13 protein-coding genes are annotated in these 15,369 nt (G+C 49.8%); 12 read left to right on the top strand and 1 reads right to left on the bottom strand.

Annotation, left to right across the window (positions count from 1 at the left end):
* The first annotated feature begins 419 nt into the window (after nt 1–419).
* The 3 genes from B036_RS0112515 to B036_RS32060 all read left to right on the top strand — a co-directional run bounded on the left by B036_RS0112515 (nt 420) and on the right by B036_RS32060 (nt 4,067).
* Nucleotides 420–1,982 carry a bifunctional metallophosphatase/5'-nucleotidase gene (locus B036_RS0112515; RefSeq protein WP_157472140.1) on the top strand — a complete coding sequence of 521 codons (1,563 nt, stop codon included), beginning with the start codon at nt 420–422 and terminating at the stop codon, nt 1,980–1,982.
* A 183-nt stretch (nt 1,983–2,165) separates the two neighbouring features.
* Nucleotides 2,166–2,738: a PhnA domain-containing protein gene (locus B036_RS0112520; protein WP_020569061.1), complete on the top strand. Its 573-nt coding sequence runs from the start codon at nt 2,166–2,168 to the stop codon at nt 2,736–2,738.
* 501 nt (nt 2,739–3,239) lie between these two features.
* Nucleotides 3,240–4,067, top strand: coding sequence for a hypothetical protein (locus B036_RS32060; RefSeq protein WP_157472141.1), 828 nt, complete (start codon nt 3,240–3,242; stop codon nt 4,065–4,067).
* Between the two features lie 80 nt (nt 4,068–4,147).
* Here the strand turns inward: B036_RS32060 and B036_RS0112535 are convergent, their stop codons facing one another.
* Nucleotides 4,148–4,594 carry a DUF1761 domain-containing protein gene (locus tag B036_RS0112535; protein WP_020569063.1) on the bottom strand — a complete coding sequence of 149 codons (447 nt, stop codon included), beginning with the start codon at nt 4,592–4,594 and terminating at the stop codon, nt 4,148–4,150.
* A 390-nt stretch (nt 4,595–4,984) separates the two neighbouring features.
* Between B036_RS0112535 and B036_RS0112540 the strand changes: the two genes are divergently transcribed.
* From B036_RS0112540 to B036_RS0112580, 9 genes are all read left to right on the top strand, one after another.
* On the top strand, nt 4,985–6,433 hold the full coding sequence (locus tag B036_RS0112540) for a DASH family cryptochrome (protein ID WP_020569064.1): 1,449 nt from the start codon (nt 4,985–4,987) through the stop codon (nt 6,431–6,433).
* A gap of 219 nt (nt 6,434–6,652) precedes the next feature.
* Nucleotides 6,653–7,699 (top strand): PorP/SprF family type IX secretion system membrane protein, encoded by a 1,047-nt coding sequence (locus tag B036_RS0112545; RefSeq protein WP_044102618.1) that lies wholly within the window; start codon nt 6,653–6,655, stop codon nt 7,697–7,699.
* A gap of 100 nt (nt 7,700–7,799) precedes the next feature.
* Nucleotides 7,800–8,255, top strand: coding sequence for a bactofilin family protein (locus tag B036_RS29170; RefSeq protein WP_020569066.1), 456 nt, complete (start codon nt 7,800–7,802; stop codon nt 8,253–8,255).
* Nucleotides 8,256–8,298: 43 nt separating this feature from the next.
* Entirely contained in the window at nt 8,299–8,466 is a 168-nt protein-coding gene (locus B036_RS32915) for an AtpZ/AtpI family protein (protein ID WP_071596775.1), read from the top strand.
* Between the two features lie 44 nt (nt 8,467–8,510).
* Nucleotides 8,511–8,927 carry a hypothetical protein gene (locus B036_RS0112560; protein ID WP_020569068.1) on the top strand — a complete coding sequence of 139 codons (417 nt, stop codon included), beginning with the start codon at nt 8,511–8,513 and terminating at the stop codon, nt 8,925–8,927.
* Between the two features lie 115 nt (nt 8,928–9,042).
* Nucleotides 9,043–10,182 (top strand): DUF4249 domain-containing protein, encoded by a 1,140-nt coding sequence (locus tag B036_RS0112565; RefSeq protein ID WP_020569069.1) that lies wholly within the window; start codon nt 9,043–9,045, stop codon nt 10,180–10,182.
* A gap of 54 nt (nt 10,183–10,236) precedes the next feature.
* Nucleotides 10,237–11,343 (top strand): DUF4249 domain-containing protein, encoded by a 1,107-nt coding sequence (locus B036_RS0112570; protein ID WP_026231936.1) that lies wholly within the window; start codon nt 10,237–10,239, stop codon nt 11,341–11,343.
* Between the two features lie 76 nt (nt 11,344–11,419).
* Nucleotides 11,420–13,834 (top strand): TonB-dependent receptor, encoded by a 2,415-nt coding sequence (locus tag B036_RS0112575; protein ID WP_026231937.1) that lies wholly within the window; start codon nt 11,420–11,422, stop codon nt 13,832–13,834.
* 106 nt (nt 13,835–13,940) lie between these two features.
* Complete coding sequence (locus tag B036_RS0112580; protein WP_020569072.1) at nt 13,941–15,368, top strand: S41 family peptidase; 1,428 nt, start codon at nt 13,941–13,943, stop codon at nt 15,366–15,368.
* Nucleotide 15,369: the final 1 nt, after the last annotated feature.

Here is a 15,369-nt window from a genome sequence, read left to right on the forward strand (position 1 = left end):
CTCGATACCGCTCTACAGACTTAGAATGGCCATCTCGATTTGCCTCACTTTAATGTGGGCTCAAAATTCGGGATGACTCATGTTTGTCGTTGGAGAGAGAATACTAGAATGGGAGAATAAGAGGATGATGGAATTGGACGGAAATTGGGATTACGAGCGTGAGCGAGCTTCGCCTTGCGGTAGCTATTCTCTCATTCTGTGAATTTCTCATTCGCTTGGGCGGGGCCGCAGGTGCAAAGACCGTTTTTGGAGCGACGAACCGTCAAATTATACCTGTTTTCCCAGAGTGTAGAGCATGGTCCCCTTATTACCTTTGGATTTGAGGGGTAAGCAGTTCTCTGGAATGTATGGAAACTGGTTCCTACAACGTCCCTATTCTAAAAAGGCTTAAATTCAACCACACAACCAATTCACCACCTATGCGTCGTTCAACTTTCCTGTTTTCCTTGCTGGTCTTGCTAACCTCTGCTTGTACCACTCCCCGCGCTTCAACAGCCCTTGCACCTGCGGCCGCGCCCCAAAAAAGTACGCCGGTAGAATTCATCGTACTCCAGCTAAACGACGTGTACGAAATTGCCCCGCTGGAAGGGGGCAAAGCAGGAGGTCTGGCCCGCGTGGCTACCGTACGGCAGGAGTTGCTTAAGGAAAACCCCAATGTGATTACGATGATGGCCGGAGATTTCCTCAGCCCCTCGTTCCTTGGTACGATGCGCTATACCAATGCCGATGGCGAAAAAGAAAAGATCGCCGGGCTGCAAATGGTCGAAACCCTGAACGTAATGGGACTGGATTACGCCACGTTTGGTAACCACGAGTTTGACCTCAGTACCCTGGAACTCCTGGAAAAACGCATGGATCAGAGTACTTTCAAATACACGGTCTGTAATGCTAATGCGGTTATTGACGGGCGGATCCGCGCTTTCCAGCAAAACGGCGCTCCGGTACCCGAATATCTTGTTCACGAAATATCTAATCCAGGTGGAACTCCAATTAAAATTGGTCTCTTGGCCGTAGTACTGCCTTTCAATAAGGCCGGCTACGTCGAATACGCTGATGTAACCAGCTCCTTCAAAGAAACGCTGCGTAAAGTGGATGCGATCAGTGACCTGACCATTGCTATTACTCACCAGAACCTTGATGAAGATGAAGCATTAGCTGCGGCTGTACCCGGAGTTCCACTCTTCGTTGGTGGCCACGAGCATGCTAAACTCAACCGCTACGTGGACCAAACAGTGATTGCAAAGGCCGATGCTAATGCCAAAACGGTATACATCCACCGGGTTTCCTTTGACCCGGGGAGCGGCATGACCCGGATCAGTTCTACCATCAAAGCTATCGATGATACCATCGCCGATGAGCCAGCGACCAAAAAGGTGGTCGATAAATGGCTGGACCAGGTCTTTACACTGATGAGCGATATGGGGTATGACGCCAATAGAGAAGTGATGAAACTCACTGAGCCGCTTGTTTGTAAGGAAGGCCTGATCAGAACCTCCCAAACCAACTACGGACAATTAACGACGGACGCTATTGCTTCCGCCATTCCCGGCGCAGATCTCTACGCATTGAACTCGGGGTCTATGCGGTTGGACGACAACCTTTTTAATGTCGTTACAGAATACGACGTACTGCGCACCTTCCCCTACGGCGGAAACTTCGTTACCCTGGAAATGCCCGGTGCTGCCGTTAGCCGCCTGCTGGAAACCGGCCTGCGGACCAATTACGGGGAAGGAGGCTACCTACAGCAGAAGAATGCCAATATGGAAGATCTGAGTCTGAACGGAAAAGCTATTGATCCGGCAAAGACCTACAAAGTAGTCATGCCTGAATTCATGGCCGGTGGCAATGAGGCCAATCTGGAGTTTCTTAAAGATTACCTGAAGTCTCCGGCAGAGAAAACCATTAAAGTGGGAGAAGAGATTATCCGTAATGACCTACGGGATATTGTTATTCGGTACATGCAGAAGCTCGGGGAGCTTTAGAATTCAGCTATCAGGTTTCATTAGTATTCAGGACTCAGTTGTCAGCACTCAGAGCCCGCTTCAAGTTTGCCCTAACCCTCCGAATACTGAACCCCGAATGCTGACCCCTGAAAACTGACAACTGAATCCTGAACCCTGAAAACTGAACCCCGAATACTGACCCCTAAATCCTACCTTTGTGCGATGAAAATCGATAAAGACCTTCTTGCCCGCGCCAACAATGCCTGCGAACTCAGCGGTGTGACTGATGATCTTACCACCTTCGCAGTTGGCCCTAATGCTGATGGTAGCCCGGCTATGACCATTGTGGTGACGCAAAGTCTCAGTGATCAACTGGAAGGTAACCGTGATGTTGAGCCGAATGACTGGCGCTGCCTTAACGATAGCATGTGGAGCGAAACGGATGCGGTAAAGGTGGTGGCTTACCGGATGTTGCATCAGTTGCGCGCCGAAGGTTGGCCACAGGCGCTGCTGGACATGATCTACCTGGAGGAGGAGACCCTTAATTGGGCCAAGGCTGGCCTGCCTGATGAGAACGCATTGGTCCACAAAGACAGCAACGGTAACGTTCTGGAAGCAGGAGATACCGTTGTTTTGATCAAAGACCTAAAGGTGAAAGGGGCCAACTTTACGGCAAAGCGCGGGACTGCGGTGCGTAATATTCGGTTGGTGCATGACAATGCCGGACAGATCGAAGGGCGGGTGGAAACACAGCAGATCGTGATTCTTACGGAGTATGTAAAGAAAAATAAGTAAGGGTGAACAGCCGACTTAATGAATAAACAGGGCTGCGTATACAATCAGCGTACTGAAACCATTTGCCTGGCTCAGGCACAGGGTGTTTACCAGCATTTTGCCATAGTGTTTGGTTGTTTTAAAGCCAAGGTGCGCCTTATCCGCCTTTGCCGGCCGATGATCTGGTTTTCATAGATAAGATAGCATTCGATAAGTAGGTAAATTTACCTAGTCTTACCCGCAGAAATACCCGATTTAGAAAGAAAACCTTTTATATAGCTAGTGTCTGAAATACATTGGAACCAAGTTCCCTCCCGGAAAAGCGTTTATTACCCATAGAAATTATACATATTCTTTTTTCTGGGCCTATTTGGTCCCGTACCTTGCTTTGTCGTAACGGTTATAGTCAGCCCCGCTTTCTCCTGAGTCTGGGCAAATGTTCCTTTTGCTTACGGAAGCTCGGGATAAGCTCATAAGGGCAGAGGTATTGCTACAGTGATCATCCTTTAAAGTTGTTAAGCAATGAAAACATCACCTTTCGCTTTCACATCTGTAGTCAAATCGGGGCTAATCATTTTTGCTCTTTTAAGTTTAACTGCTTGTCAGACGGGTAAAACGGTGATCAGTCCAGATGGCCCGATAGGAATGATCCAGCCAGAATTTACGGATGATCTTGACTCCTTGAGTCGATGGTACGCACACGCAATGGCTGATGCTGAGAATCCCCGCCCCGCTACCGTTGTAAATACCTTGACGCAGATCGTTGGAAATACTACTCTAATAGATACTTTAATCAATGGAGAACGGCACGTTAAGATGGTATCCTGGAAGAACAAACCAACTTACTGGAAGAAAGACTCTTCTTACAGTGTTGGCTCGAAATACGCAGTTTGGGTAACCGTTGCTCCATTCATCCAGGATAAATGCATTGTTTATTTTCAGCAGGAGAAGGACCCGGAGATGAGGCTTCGGCAGTTGTTGGGGTTGCAACCATTTACCATAGAAACAGACTTTGTGGAAATTTGGGTCCGCCCGGCGGACTTGTTCCGGCCCTGCCCTGACCCCGAGACTACGGATACCGGATGTAGCCTTGATTTACCCGAGGACGTGACGGACGAACACCGACAGTGGTTTAACCATATCCGGGCAGTGCAATACAACGATTGTAATGATACCCAATTTAATAAGTACGGTTATCCCTGGACTCAACTTGGATATACTTATGATTGGAACCCGGAAAATCCGACCCATGTCGGACTTTCCGAGTTCATCATAAAAAGTAATGCAGAGGTCTTTATTCGGGGAATCTACCCAACAAAGACCTACTGTAGCGTTCAGGCTGCCAGGTAGCTAGTGGTCGAGGAATGAAGTTTGTAATAGCTTGACCCAGTCAACGTGCGGCTAACTTATTTCTTTAACCAATAGTTTAATCACTTCTTTCGCCATCCTCCCATAATGGCACCAATAACGGTAAACAGAACAATGTAGTAACTGCCGTCAATGAGGCTCAGTGAAGTGGGGTTCATCGCAAAGCGGTTGCTGACGTAGGTGGTAAGCATTGCTACGGTGCCGATGAGGGCACCTAACGTAGCACCTCCGGTAAAGCTGGTTCGGTTGGTTTTGGTGACCAGCCAGTTCATGATGAAGGCGTAGATGAACATGCTTACCGCGTTGATGATCATCGGGGTGGTGGGGTCGATGGTTACGGCTTCGCCGTACTTGAAGACATCGCCAACGCCTTCGGCCATCCCGGGCCCCGTAAGGCCAACACCTTCGGCCCACTGGTCCATGAAAAATAAGCCGTACCACAGGAAACCGATGAACATACCGGCAATGGCGCTGACCAAAACGGCCAACCAATTTATTTTCGAAATCATAACTAAGGGTGATTTGTTTGTGTAAACATATAATCTAGCGGATTCAAATGCAAATTGCAAAACAAATATTTTATTTTATGATGTTATGTATTTTTTTGTTGATTAATGGGATGGGCCTTAATTGTAAAAGGGGAGTTGAATATTGTGCGTTTAAGCATGGGTAAAGTCTTTTAAAAAGTTATTATTGCCAACCAAAACCAGCGTTCTTCTGCCTCCCAGCCCTCTCTTCCGGAGACTACCCTACAGGCGCGAACCAGCCACCATGGTGCCCGCGGCTCCACCAGATAGCGCTATTTATCAGCAGGGTGTCATTCCGAAATAAATCGGAAGTCTATTCGCAACCATACTTGTTACCTCTCGTTAGACAACTTAACAGAATTCGCTGATCTTATGAGTAAACGCCTTGCCATAGTTTGGTTCCGCCGGGACCTTCGTCTACATGATAATGAAGCGCTTGCCGATGCGTTAAAACATGCTGATGAAGTACTTCCCGTTTTTATTTTTGATCCCAGAGTATGGCGCGGAAGCCTACCCCTGACTGGTCTTGCCAAAACTGGTGGCCATCGGGCAAAGTTCTTGCTTGAATGTGTAGCAGATCTTAGAAATAATTTACGGGCGCGGGGAGCTGACCTGATTATCAGGGTTGGAAAACCTGAGGATGTGTTATTAGAGTTGACCCACCAGACCCGTGCCAGTTGGGTGTTTTGTAACCGGGAAAGGACGGATGAAGAATTACGGGTGCAAAATGCAGTGGAAGCATCGCTCTGGGCTGTAGGCCGGGAAGTTTATTATTCGCGTGGAAAACTTCTTTATTATACGGCAGACCTTCCTTTTCCGATCACCCAGACACCAGATGTGTTCACCCAGTTTCGTAAGGAAACGGAACGAATCACCAAGGTTAGGGAACCATTGTCTACACCCGGAAAAATACCGTACCCCACCAAGGACCTACCCAAGCCGGAAGAATTGCCAGAACTTGAAGACTTTGGCATCACGCCGCCAATTCCCGATGGCCGTGCTGCCTTCCAATGGCAAGGCGGGGAAACTGCAGCGCTGGACCGCCTGGCCTATTATCTTTTTGATTCCCAGGCGATTTCCACCTATAAAGAAACAAGAAATGGCCTGATTGGTGCAGATTACAGTACCAAATTCAGTCCATGGCTGGCCTACGGTTGTCTGTCTCCGAAGCGGATTTACTGGGAGGTAAAGGCTTATGAGGAAAAAAACGGGAGCAACGACTCTACCTATTGGGTGATTTTTGAATTATTGTGGCGGGATTTTTTCCGACTGATGGGCAAGAAACACGGAACCGCCATTTTTCAAAAAGACGGTACTAAGGGAGTACCCCAGCAGTGGCGTAAAGACCCTGCTGCCTTCCGGAGATGGATGGACGGACAAACGGGTACGCCTTTTATCGACGCCAACATGCGGGAGATTGCCAGGACGGGCTTCATGAGTAACCGGGGCCGGCAAAATGTAGCCAGTTATCTGGTAAAGGACCTCAAAATTGACTGGAGGATGGGGGCTGAATACTTCGAACATGCCTTACTGGACTACGATGTCACCAGCAATTGGTGCAACTGGAACTACATAGCCGGGGTTGGGTCTGATCCACGGGAGGATCGTTATTTTAATATTATGAGCCAGGCCAGGCGCTATGATGAAGACGGAGATTTTGTAAAACTATGGTGCCCTGAATTGAGTAACCTGCCTTGTGAACAGGTACATCAGCCGGACACTTTAAATGATCCGGAACAAGCAAAATACGAAATGAGACTAGGGGTTAATTATCCCGTGCCGCTGATCTCAAGCAGCCACTGGGATAAAGGTGGACGTTAGGGCCCGATACAGAGCTTAAGATCTAAGGGAAAAAAGGATAAACTAAAACATGCTGTAAATCCGTTACATTTTCGACATTTGGCGACATAAAGGACCAGAGACCAACTTTAACGGTGTCCGGCTACCATTGCGCGAATTGAATTATGTACATTTGTCGGTATCGTAGCCGGACGTCAGGGTCCCAATACAAGCATCCCAAAATAATTAGTGCCCCTCATTATGCGGTTAATCCAGACTTTCTGCTTTGTTTTCTTTTGCGTTCTCGGTCTTCAGGCGCAAGACATACACTTCTCCCAATTTTACATGTCCCCTCTCAACCTTAATCCGGCAATGACGGGGGTGATGAACTGTAACAGCCGTATTGCGATCAATTACCGCAGTCAGTGGGCGTCGATCCTGGGAAGCTCAGCCTTCCAAACGTACAGCGTCAGCTACGACCAGCGCGTGGCGGTAGGCCGAAACGATTTTTTCGGCATTGGCGGTACATTTTGGGGAGATAAGGCCGGCCAGGCTGATTTTGCCACTACAACTGGTAAGATCTCCCTGAGCTACAGTAAGAAAATGGGTGGAAGCCGTAAGTTCGGTAACTACCTTGTTGCCGGAGTAGAAGGAGGTGCCGCTCAGCGGAGCCTCAACTTCCTGGCCCTTCGCTGGGGCACCCAGCACGATGGTGATGGCGGGTTCGACCCATCTGCGGTCAGCGGAGAAACCGGCTTTGATCGCGACCAGTTCCTGTTCGCCGATATGGCAGCTGGCCTTTTGTGGTTCATGGTCTTCGATGAGCATAACAGCCTCTACCTTGGTGGTGCTTTCCACCACCTCAACCGGGCCAACCAGAGCTTTGACAGCGATGGCACCGAATTGCTTTACAGCCGCTACACCGCTCATGCCGGTGGTGAATTCCTGCTCGGTAGCCGGTTCGGCCTCGTACCCGGAGTCATTGTAATGAAGCAAGGGCCAAGCTTCCAGGTGAACGCTGGTACTAACGTTAAATTTCTGCTGGACGGTGGGCGTAACCGCAGTACCCAATCTTTCCAGGTGGGCCTTTGGACCCGCGTTTCTAACCGCTACGACTCCAGCGTGCTTACGGATGCCCTCATCCTGAGTACTCGCTTTGATTACGAGCAGTTTGCACTCGGCTTCTCCTATGATCTTAACACCAGTTCTTTGAACACCGCTACCGACGGTAACGGCGGATTCGAACTTTCTCTGCAGTACAAAATCTGTGGCGGACAGCGTAAAGGTGTTTACTGCCCACAGTTCTAAGGCAAAGATTTATTGAATTTGAGTTTTGGGATGGGATCATCCCGTCTATCTACATTGCCAAGCACTTCATTAAACAACACACCCGATTTAAACAAAAAGCATGTTCGGCAACAATAATAATAAAGACACAAAATCAACCAGCGGTACCGCAACTCCTACTTCAGGTGGCGTGGGTGGCGTAAATACGATTGATGCACATACGTCAATTACCGGCGACCTCAAAGCAGGTGGTGATATTCGTATTGACGGGAGCCTTAACGGTAACCTCGTTTGTGAAGCAAAATTGATCATTGGCCCTAAGGGCCGCATTGAAGGTGATGTTACCTGCCTTAATGCAACCATCGAAGGCTCTTTTAAGGGCAATCTGGTCGTGAAGGAAATGCTCACTTTGCAGGCTACGGCCAAGGTGAGTGGTGATATAAAGGCCAAGAAAATGGCAGTTCTTGGTGGCTGCCAGATATCCGGAACCTGCACCGTTCCCTATTCTGGCAATGGCGGAGGCGGCCAAAAGCAACAAGAAAACCCCTTAAAGCAAAAACAGGGTGCCTCCGCTTAATCAATCAGAAGAGGAAGAGGTTCGTAAAGCATCCCGTAACTGGATGAAATACAGCGGCATGGCCGTACAAATGATTGGGGTATTGCTGGCTTTCGTATTTGCTGGTAAATACCTCGACGAATGGCTGGGGACGGACCCCTGGCTTACACTTGTGATGAGTTTGCTCGGTATCGGATCAGCACTGTATGTATCTCTTAAAGACTTCATCTGAGTGCCGTTCAACGGCCTGAAGCAATGCCACAAATAAGCGCTAGCATGACGTACGCCCGGTTTTATACCCTTCTGGGGATTTTTACTGCCGTCGCAGTGGTTCTATCCTTGATTTGCCATTTTGTGCTGCCGATCAATTATGCTATCCCCCTCACCGTTGGTACCATTTTGCTTTTTTGCGCATTTTGTGTCGGGTTGTTTTGGATCGGCAACCGTACTGCCCGGTCCGAAAATAAGTTCCTTTTTACAAATGTCTTCATGGGGGTAACTATGCTCAAGCTGTTCCTTTGCGGAGGACTTATTGCTGCCTACTATTTTCTGGCAGCGCCGGAAAACAGACTCTTTGTCGTACCCTTCTTCCTGAGTTATCTCGTCTATACAATTCTGGAGATCACGTTTCTGATCAAGTTGGCAGGTATTACTACTGGTTTAGTAAAGGAAGAACAAGAAGCCAGGAGCTAGAAACTATAGATCTGGTTCTTGGCTTCTGGTTACTGACTCTTGTTAAGGCGCGGCCGCAGGTGCAAAGAGGAAGTTTGAGGCAGCGTTTGTCTTGCCTTGTACGTATCTTGTTAGTATGAATTCCTCGAAAAGTAAACAACGCACTGGCAGTATCCGACTGGCCGGGTTCCTTATCTTGTCCATACTGTGTGGTTGCCTGGAGCCTACCAAGCCAGAATTTCAAATAGAAGAGAGCTTCATTCTGGTCGAAGGAAATATCCTGGCGGGGGAAGGCCAGGGAGAAATTCGGATCAGGGAATCGAATTTCCGTGAGGTCGCACTGGAATTTGAATCTGTGGCAGGAGCAGAAGTTCTGGCGATAGAAGCAAATGGTACTACCGTTAGTTGGGGACCAGGGTATGAACCGGGGCGCTATATCCCTCCTCCAGAGGCGGTCGTATTACCCGGAGAGACCTGGCACGTTGAAATAACTTTGCCAGACGGTACCAGTGTTATCTCCGCCCCCGAAACCATTCCCGAACCAGTCGAGGTAAGTAATCTGACCATAAATTTTGTGCAAAACTCATCCTTTGATGAAGGGCTGAATCGATTTGTCCCCCGGTTCGAGTTATTCCTTGATTATGTTGATCCTGCAGATCAGGAAAATTATTATGCTTACGATTATCATTACTGGGAAGAGATTACGATCTGTGCTTCCTGCGTGAATGGCCGTTGGCGGGACGGTGTCTGTATCCCTTTTGATAATCCGAGGTTCAATAATCGTTATGATTATCTCTGCGATACGCAGGAGTGTTTTTCCACCAAAGCAGGGGAGGAGACACGGTATGGTTCGGATGCCTTTACCAATGGAAGCAGTCTGACTGGCTTCCCCCTCGGAGGGATTATTTTCACCGCCTATGGAGGTATGCTGGTGGAGGGCAGTGTTTACAGTATCACCAAAGAAGCTTTTGACTACGGAAAGGTGATTCAGGATCTGGTGGAAGGAAATTCCGGACTGAATCCCACGACCCCGGCCGCTCTGGATGGTAACGTGCGTAATGTGGATCCGGGCGGAAGAGATGTGCTGGGCTTCATTGGTGCTGCCAGTAAGGGGAGCGCCCGGGCTTTTGTTGATCGTACAACCGAAACGGGTTCGCCATTGCCCTTTGATAATAACCTCCGGCTGGAGCCACTTCCTCCTCCGGCAGTGCCCCCCCGGGCACCTTGTAACATTCCTGGTGTCAGAACCGCCGAGCGACCAGTAGGTTGGCCTTAACCACTTGAGGTGTAGCGGCATTCACAACGCCAAATTCGACAAAATTCTCCGATTATGCACCGTATTATTCCTATATTTTTAGCGTTTGTGTGCACCCTTGGGTGGCAGGGCTGTACCGAACCGGTAAAGCCCGATTTTGCCTTGGGAGATGCCTTTTATTTGGTGGAAGGCAGTATTATTGCCGAAGGTGGTGAAAGTGAAGTTCGCTTACGAAAATCAAATTTTCGGGAAGTGAACTTTCAGTTTCAACCCGTTACGGATGCACTTATCCAGAGCTTGGAAGTCGATGGGCAAAGCGTTATTTGGTCCGTTGTCGACGCTGAAGCGGGAAGTTACCGTCCTCCAGCTGGCTTCCGGGCAGAACCAGGGCAAACCTGGCATTTTGAAATAACCTTCGCTGATGGGACCCAGGGCGTATCCACTCCGGAAACCATCCCTGAACCCGTACCCCTGGATTCACTTACCGTAAATTTTGTCCAAAACTCTGCATTCGACACAGGTCTGGATCGGTTTATCCCCCGCTTTGAACTATTTGTGAATTATAAGGACCCTGCCGGGGTACCAAACTATTATGAGTGGCAAGTTGGGTTTTGGAAAAAAATAAATGTCTGTGCTTCCTGTTTACAAGGTATTTGGCGCAATGGGGAATGCATAGCAGTCAATGATCGGTTTGTTTTTCGATACGACTACCCTTGTAATCCTCCGAATTGTTACCAGTACGAAGTGCTGGACCAGGTGCTGGTAAGTTATGATGCCTTATCCGATGGTCAGTACATCAACGGGTTTCCAGTTGGCGCCATCCCTTTCGATGGTTACGGCAGCCAACTTGCCGTGGCCCGGGCGGTAAGCCTGACCCCGGATGCCTATGCCTACGTAGACGTTATTTCTAAACTGGTCAATGGCCAGGATGGCCTGAACGGTACCATCCCCGTTGCCCTGAACGGCAACGTGCGGAATCAAGACCCCGACGGCACCCTGATATTAGGCTACCTGCGCGGGGTTTCAACGACGGAAGTCACGGCTTATTACGAACGTACCATCAATACGGGGTTTCCCTTGCCCTTCGATTCGGTGTTACGGCTGGAAGACCCTCTGGGAAGACTCCGGGCTCCTTGTGATGGCCCTAACCGAATTACCTCTCCACCTCCCGGCTGGCCATAAACCACCACCTGACTGTCTCCGCTCTGCTTTTCAACTTTATTTGCACCCGCGTCCGCGCCTCCATAATCCGCTTTCTATGCGACTATTTTTAACTATTTTTTGCTTGGTTATTTCCTTGATTTGCAATGGGCAGGACTACGAACTCAACCTCACTATTCAGGACCAGGAAACGGAAACTGCGCTGCCTTTTGTTAGTGTCCAATTGTCGCCAGGAGGAGCCAGCGGTACCACTGACGAGAAAGGCTTCCTGCGATTTGATCTTCCGCCGGGCCGATACTCCATCCGTGCCTCTTTCACCGGGTATGCCGACTATGAGCGAACCATTACACTAAACGCCAAACGGGACCTGGTCATCACCATGGAGTCCACATCCGCAACGCTCGAGACGGTAGTGGTTACTGACCGCGATGACCGTCTGGACCTCTCCCGCCCGCAGATGGGGGTGGAGCGGCTTACGGCCGGTGAGCTGGAGTCCATCCCTAGTGTACTCGGAGAACGAGACGTGCTGCGCTCGCTGCAATTACTTCCGGGAGTCACGTCGGCCGGGGAAGCGAGCAATGGTATCTCGGTTCGAGGCGGCACGATTGATCAGAACCTGCTTCTACTCGACGGAGCACCAGTTTTTACACCTACCCACCTATTTGGTCTTTTTACCGTTTTTACCCCCGATGCGGTGGGGGGGATTGATCTTTACCGTGGTAACATCCCGGCCCGTTTCGGTGGTCGTGTTTCTTCTGTAGTTGATGTCAGGTCCAAGGTGCCGAATGCGGATTCTCCGATTATTAAGGGTGGTATCGGATTGGTTTCCAGTAATCTGAGTATTGAAACACCATTGGGGAAATCCGGAAAATGGGACGTACTGGCCGCAGCTCGAGGCGGCTTTAATGATTTTGCCTTTAACCTGATAAAGCGGCTGAAGGGCACCAAAAGTCGCTTCGGTGATGCTACGTTAAAGCTCCGGTTCCAGCCGGGAGAGAAGGACTTGTTTACCTTCTCCGGATTTTACTCCGGTGACTTTTATCAGGTAGACCTGTTGAGCACCTTCGGTGGCGTTGCTGCCACCTCCAACCAGTACGCCTACCTGACGCTGAACGGAGGACTGGAATGGGTACGGTTGTTGAACGATAGCTGGTCGCTCTCTACCCGGGTCACCAATGCCCATTTCGCGCCAGAGCTGCGATTTCCTCAGTTGGACAATAGCCTGATCACTTTTACCTCCGGCATCGATCAGCAGTCGGGGCGAATCGCATTAGGGAACAATGAATCAGCGACCCATGCACTGACCATCGGCCTGTCGGCCGATCGCTACACCCTTGAACCGGGAGCATTGGACCCCGGTGCCAGCACCAACGTTCAGCCGACAACGTTGGTGCGGGAGCGTGGCCTGGAGTTGGTGGCCTTTGTGGAGGACGAGTGGAAGGTGAGCCCCCGTTTTACCGTTGGCGCCGGCTTACGCTATGCGGCCTACCGGCAGTTGGGGCCGGCGGAGCAACGCCTTTATGGCGCAGGTCAGGAGCTGACGGAAAGTAACCTGGAAAGCGTGATCTCCATTGCTGAAGGTGAAACCGCAGCTACTTACGGTGGCTTTGAACCGCGCCTCGGGTTAAGTTATCAGCTGACCCCAAATACGAGCATCAAAGCCTCCTACGCCCGCTCACGCCAGTACCTCCAGAACATTTATAACGCCACTACGCCGCTGCCGACGAGTCGTTGGAAAGTCGCGGATATTAACGTTGGCCCGCAGACGGCTGATCTGGTATCTTTAGGCTATAGCCACGTAACACCTTCCGGTAACTACGCTTTTCGCCTGGAAACCTACTATCGGCAATTGACGGATCTACTGGAATACAAACCTGGTGCGGATTTTTTCCTGAACCCAACGGTGGAAACGGATTTATTGCGCGGTGAAGGCCGTGCCTATGGCGTAGAATTGACCGCCAGCCGCCGTACTGGTCGCATCACCGGAGAGGTGAATTACGCCTTTGCCAGGGTGGAAAACCGGGTGGCAGGAAACGATTTTAGTACGCGTATTAACCGTGGAGAATGGTACCCGGGCTACTTCGACCAACCGCATACTTTCTCGGCCAACCTCACACTGGATGAAGGGAAAACCCACGAACTGGGCTTTAATCTTGTCATACAATCCAACCGCCCCTATACCGTCCCGAACGGTTTTGTAGAGATCAACGGAACCGATGTGCCACTCTTCCTGGAGCGTAATAATGACCGGTTACCAGTATATCATCGGCTGGATTTCAGCTGGACCATTCACAACTTTCGCAGACAAAAGAGGGCCTGGACCGGAGACTGGGTGTTTACGGTTTACAACCTCTACGGCCGGGATAATGCCTACAACGTTTTTTTCCAACCGCGTGATGCGAATACGCCCGCACTGGGTATTTTCGGAGGTAGCCCTTTTGCGGCTTATCGGTTGAGTATTTTCGGCGCACCAGTGTTGTCCCTGGCCTATAAATTTACGTTTAAGCCTTAGTGAGCGAAATTATCCATGGATGTTAAGCAAAAGTTAGCCCTTCGTTTTAGATGGTCTTGAAGCCCGTCTTGTGCTTATTTTAGTGCTTCTAAGAAAATTCCAGTTCATGATGCGCTTACTTTTCCTTCTTGTTTTTCTACCCGTTTTACTTTCGGGGCAGCGTAATTTCCCTGCTGATTCAGTAGCTGGAGCTGCTGAGGAAATATTTGCGATTATCAAAGATCGCCACCCGTTTGCTGCTAGTATGGATGGATTGAAGGCATTAGAAGCGGCGCGGACGCAGGTGCAAAAAGAAGTAATGGAAGCAGTGGGGGAGCGGGACAGTATCACCTATCCGGAATTCATCAAAATGATGGCCCCGATGCAGGAAGTTACTGGCTGTGGGCACCTTATCCTTGAACCGCACTTTGACTCACTGGAAAGCAGAAGCATACGTGAGAATTTCCTTCCACTACAAATGATGCTGGCAGATGACGGCCGCCACGTTCTGATGACCGGCCTGAGGACTACCCGGGATACCTTTCTTCCCGGAACCGAGGTGTTGGCCATCGAAGGTGAACCCGTTGGGCCGCTTATGCAGTCACTGTCTTATTTCAGCGGGCTTAATGACCAGGGTAACAACCGTGCCGGGGTTATGAAAATTATCCGTTTCCCCTCCACCTACTATCAATGGCATTACGGTCTAAAAAAACAACTAAGCCTGACTTTGAAAAACGATGCCGGAGAAGTATCGGAGGAGGTGATATTAGCTAAGCACAAACCTTTCGTTGATCCCAAAAAGGTAAAGACGGACATCAGTAAAACATTGACTTTTCGCTTCTCCGAGGATGGGCAAACGGGAATTCTCGATATCAATAAATTCAGCACTTACAAGTTTACCAACGGGAACTACTTCAAATTTATTCGTACCGTTTTTGATACGTTGCGACAAACGAATACCCAACAACTGATCATTGATATTCGGGATAATGGCGGAGGTTCCAGTGGCAGAATCAGTGCCCTTTACCGGTACCTGTCGGATCGGGAATTTAAGTTCTCCAGCGCAACCATCAGCACGGGCCCTGCCCGGGCCTTGCCCGGAGAACGGGGGAAAGTGGCTCGCCGCCGCGCCGCAGGCGCCGTCACAAAAAAAGAACGCCGCGTACAAAAAGCCCTGACCAGAAAAATCAAACCGGTGAAGGAGGAATTACAGTTTTCGGGTAGGGTCGTGGTACTCGTCAATGAGCTCTCTTTTTCGGCAAGTGGTATTTTTGCTCGCTACGTTCAGGGATCCGGACGGGGAAAACTGGTGGGTATGCCGGCCGGAGCATCGGCAGGGATAACTTATGGTGCAAAAGATGACGGCAAGAAGATCTACGTAGGGCCCGATGACAACTTTGAAATTAAAGTGAATACCATCGGGTTAGTCCCCGAGTTCCCCGAGCCGGGTAACGTAACACCAGATATAGCTGTACCCCTTACGGTGTCGGCGCTTCGCGCCGGCCGGGACGAGCAGTTGGAACGAGCGCTGGAAATCGTATCTGGTAAAAAATAGC

The sequence above is a fragment of the Neolewinella persica DSM 23188 genome, assembly GCF_000373105.1.
Taxonomy (GTDB): domain Bacteria; phylum Bacteroidota; class Bacteroidia; order Chitinophagales; family Saprospiraceae; genus Neolewinella; species Neolewinella persica.

Coding starts and splice junctions, on each gene's coding strand:
- B036_RS0112515 (WP_157472140.1), top strand. CDS start 420: ATGCGTCGTTCAACTTTCCTGTTTTCCTTGCTGGTCTTGCTAACCTCT.
- B036_RS0112520 (WP_020569061.1), top strand. CDS start 2,166: ATGAAAATCGATAAAGACCTTCTTGCCCGCGCCAACAATGCCTGCGAA.
- B036_RS32060 (WP_157472141.1), top strand. CDS start 3,240: ATGAAAACATCACCTTTCGCTTTCACATCTGTAGTCAAATCGGGGCTA.
- B036_RS0112535 (WP_020569063.1), bottom strand. CDS start 4,594: ATGATTTCGAAAATAAATTGGTTGGCCGTTTTGGTCAGCGCCATTGCC.
- B036_RS0112540 (WP_020569064.1), top strand. CDS start 4,985: ATGAGTAAACGCCTTGCCATAGTTTGGTTCCGCCGGGACCTTCGTCTA.
- B036_RS0112545 (WP_044102618.1), top strand. CDS start 6,653: ATGCGGTTAATCCAGACTTTCTGCTTTGTTTTCTTTTGCGTTCTCGGT.
- B036_RS29170 (WP_020569066.1), top strand. CDS start 7,800: ATGTTCGGCAACAATAATAATAAAGACACAAAATCAACCAGCGGTACC.
- B036_RS32915 (WP_071596775.1), top strand. CDS start 8,299: ATGAAATACAGCGGCATGGCCGTACAAATGATTGGGGTATTGCTGGCT.
- B036_RS0112560 (WP_020569068.1), top strand. CDS start 8,511: ATGACGTACGCCCGGTTTTATACCCTTCTGGGGATTTTTACTGCCGTC.
- B036_RS0112565 (WP_020569069.1), top strand. CDS start 9,043: ATGAATTCCTCGAAAAGTAAACAACGCACTGGCAGTATCCGACTGGCC.
- B036_RS0112570 (WP_026231936.1), top strand. CDS start 10,237: ATGCACCGTATTATTCCTATATTTTTAGCGTTTGTGTGCACCCTTGGG.
- B036_RS0112575 (WP_026231937.1), top strand. CDS start 11,420: ATGCGACTATTTTTAACTATTTTTTGCTTGGTTATTTCCTTGATTTGC.
- B036_RS0112580 (WP_020569072.1), top strand. CDS start 13,941: ATGATGCGCTTACTTTTCCTTCTTGTTTTTCTACCCGTTTTACTTTCG.